This is a genomic window from Phyllobacterium sp. (genome assembly GCF_037994405.1).
In the GTDB taxonomy this organism is placed as follows: Bacteria; Pseudomonadota; Alphaproteobacteria; order Rhizobiales; family Rhizobiaceae; genus Phyllobacterium.
Genome location: NZ_JBBNAN010000013.1, coordinates 1 through 2,609, shown reverse-complemented (window position 1 = coordinate 2,609; position 2,609 = coordinate 1). Strand labels below are relative to the sequence as shown.

Sequence of the window (2,609 nt, the reverse complement as noted above, 5' to 3'; positions counted from 1 at the left end):
GTGCTGTTGCCGAAGAGTTCGCGAAGGCTGGTAACGGCTCGGCAACGCTCCTTCCGGTTCCTGCCATCGTCGGCAAGAAGAGCACCCGCGAGGTGCTGGAAGAAGACCCGATCATCGAGCGCGTGCTGACCCTCGCAATGAAGGCCGACGTCGTCTGCTTCGGCATGGGCAGCATCACGCACGAGTCTGTTCTTCTGAGTTCGGGCTATCTCGACGAGGCTGATATCGATCACCTGCAGGCTGCCGGGGCGGTCGGCGATATTCTCGGCCGTTTCGTCGATCGCGGCGGCAAGATTGTCGATACGGCCATTGACGACCGAACCGTGGGTCTGCGTCTCGAATTCCTGAAAACCAAGCCGTGGTCGATTGGCGTCGTTGCTGGAGAAGAAAAATTCGAAATCGCGGTTTCCGCCCTGAAGGCCGGCTATGTCTCAGTAATCGTCACCGATGAGGCGACGGCCCGCTATGCTCTGGGGATCAAAGATGGCGAATGATGTCCTGACGGTTCAGCGCGTCTCGAAAACCTTCATGCCGAACATCGTCGCGCTGGAATCGGGGGGGCTTATCCTCCACGCGCCAATCTATAAGAATGCCACTTTGCCATCCATGCGCCAAAGCTGGATGACGCGGCATTCCCTGCAGAAACAGCGCACGATGCCGGTTCTGAAAAGCCTTTCGACCAAATATGGCAGGCCGGAACAAGCGGTTATCCAGCTTTCCGGGGGCAACCAGCAGAAGGTCGTCCTGGCAAAATGGATCATCAATGGTACGCACGTTCTGCTTCTGGATGAGCCGAGCCGTGGGCTCGATATCGGCGCGAAGGCAGATCTCAACAATCTTGTCGACAAGCTTGCCGAAGACGGGGCGGCGGTCATCGTCGCCAGCAGCGAGCTCGAAGAACTTTACGCAGCTTGCGATGTCGGCACTGCCTGCGGCGCGGCGATGGGGGCGATCAGCGCCCTGGCGCAGGTGCCCAGCTTCATCGTCACGCTTGCCGGCCTCGTCTCGTTTCGCGGCATAACCTATCTGATGACCGACGGCGTACCGGTCAGCGGATTGCCGCAGGGATTTGCCGCGATCGGCTCGACAATGGTGCCGATCCTGCCGGGTTTTGCCGTCTCGTCGATGGGACTGATCTTCATCGTGCTGTGTATCCTGGCCGGGCTGGTTTTGCGTCTGACCGTGTTTGGGGAGTATGTCTTTGCGACTGGCGGCAATCCCGAAGCTGCGCGGCTATCGGGTCTGCCGACACGCTTTATCATCACCGCTGTGTTTGCAGTCTCCGGTTTCATGGCGGCACTCGGCGGAATTCTGTTGACCTCGCGCTTGCGCATCGGGCAACCAACGGCTGCACAGGGCCTGGAGCTTGACGCTATCGCTGCGGTAGTTCTTGGCGGGACAAGCCTCTTCGGTGGCCGGGGCGGTGTTCTCGGCACGTTCTTTGCCGTAATGCTACTTCAGGTACTTCGTAATATATTCAATCTTCTGGGATTGGGCTCCTTTTATCAGATGACCGTCACCGGTATCATTATCGTTGCAGCCATCTTGCTCAATCGCTTCATTGATCACAGGAAGGGTCGGGGATGAACACCCAACATGCAGTTGTTCCTAAAGGAACAGAAATCCAGCTGGCACATTCCCATGCGCGCAACACTGGCACGAAGCTCAAGCCAGAGTGGTTCGAGGATATTGCCGTCAACCGTTCGGCGACGGAACGCCGTGCCGCGACACTGACGACGCGCCGGACGGTTAAGAAGGAATATCAGGCGGCCTGGCTGGTCAAGGCGATCACCTGCATCGATCTCACCACGCTTGCTGGCGACGATACGGCCGGCCGTGTCTACCGCCTTTGCGCCAAGGCAAAGCGCCCCGTTCGTGACGATATTCTCGAAGCGCTGGGCCTCGCTGATCAAAATATCACCACGGGCGCCGTCTGCGTCTACCCGACAATGGTGCCACATGCGGTGAAGGCGCTGCAGGGTACGAGAATCCCGGTAGCGTCTGTCGCTACCGGATTTCCGGCCGGTCTGACACCGTTGCCGCAGCGTCTTGCCGAAATCCACTATGCGGTGGGCGAAGGCGCTGCCGAAATCGACATCGTCATCACGCGCGAACACGTGCTGACGCAGAACTGGTCGGCGCTCTATGACGAGATCGCGCAGATGCGTGAAGCATCGGGCGATGCGCACATGAAAGCCATTCTGGCAACCGGTGATCTCAACACGTTGCGCAATGTCTACCGCGCCTCCATGGTTGCGATGCAGGCGGGGGCCGATTTCATCAAGACATCGACCGGCAAGGAAGAAGTGAATGCCACGCTTCCCGTCAGCCTGATCATGCTGCGGGCCTTGCGCGATTACGGCGAGCTGTCTGGCCAGACGGTCGGTTTCAAGCCTGCCGGCGGCATGAAGACAGCCAAGGATGCCATGAACTGGCTGATCCTGATGAAGGAAGAGCTCGGCCTGCCATGGCTGCAGCCGGACCTGTTCCGTCTCGGGGCAAGTTCGATGCTCGGCGATATCGAGCGTCAGCTGGAACATTATGTGACGGGCCGCTACGCCGCGTCTTCGCGCCACGCGCTAGCCTGAGGAAACGAACATGGGACAGAT

Annotated in this window: 3 protein-coding genes; all 3 read left to right on the top strand. The window is 59.2% G+C overall.

Annotated elements, in window-relative coordinates:
- On the top strand, positions 1-494 hold a 494-nt coding region (locus AAAC48_RS00900; RefSeq protein WP_340652365.1), incomplete at its 5' end, for a sugar-binding domain-containing protein.
- On the top strand, positions 484-1,587 hold the full coding sequence (locus AAAC48_RS00895) for an ATP-binding cassette domain-containing protein (RefSeq protein WP_340652364.1): 1,104 nt from the start codon (positions 484-486) through the stop codon (positions 1,585-1,587). The genes AAAC48_RS00900 and AAAC48_RS00895, both read left to right, overlap by 11 nt.
- Positions 1,584-2,588, top strand: a complete 1,005-nt coding sequence (gene deoC / locus AAAC48_RS00890) for a deoxyribose-phosphate aldolase (RefSeq protein WP_340652363.1) — start codon at positions 1,584-1,586, stop codon at positions 2,586-2,588. The genes AAAC48_RS00895 and deoC overlap by 4 nt, the downstream gene beginning before the upstream one ends.
- Positions 2,589-2,609: the final 21 nt, after the last annotated feature.

Coding starts and splice junctions, on each gene's coding strand:
- deoC (WP_340652363.1), top strand. CDS start 1,584: ATGAACACCCAACATGCAGTTGTTCCTAAAGGAACAGAAATCCAGCTG.
- AAAC48_RS00895 (WP_340652364.1), top strand. CDS start 484: ATGGCGAATGATGTCCTGACGGTTCAGCGCGTCTCGAAAACCTTCATG.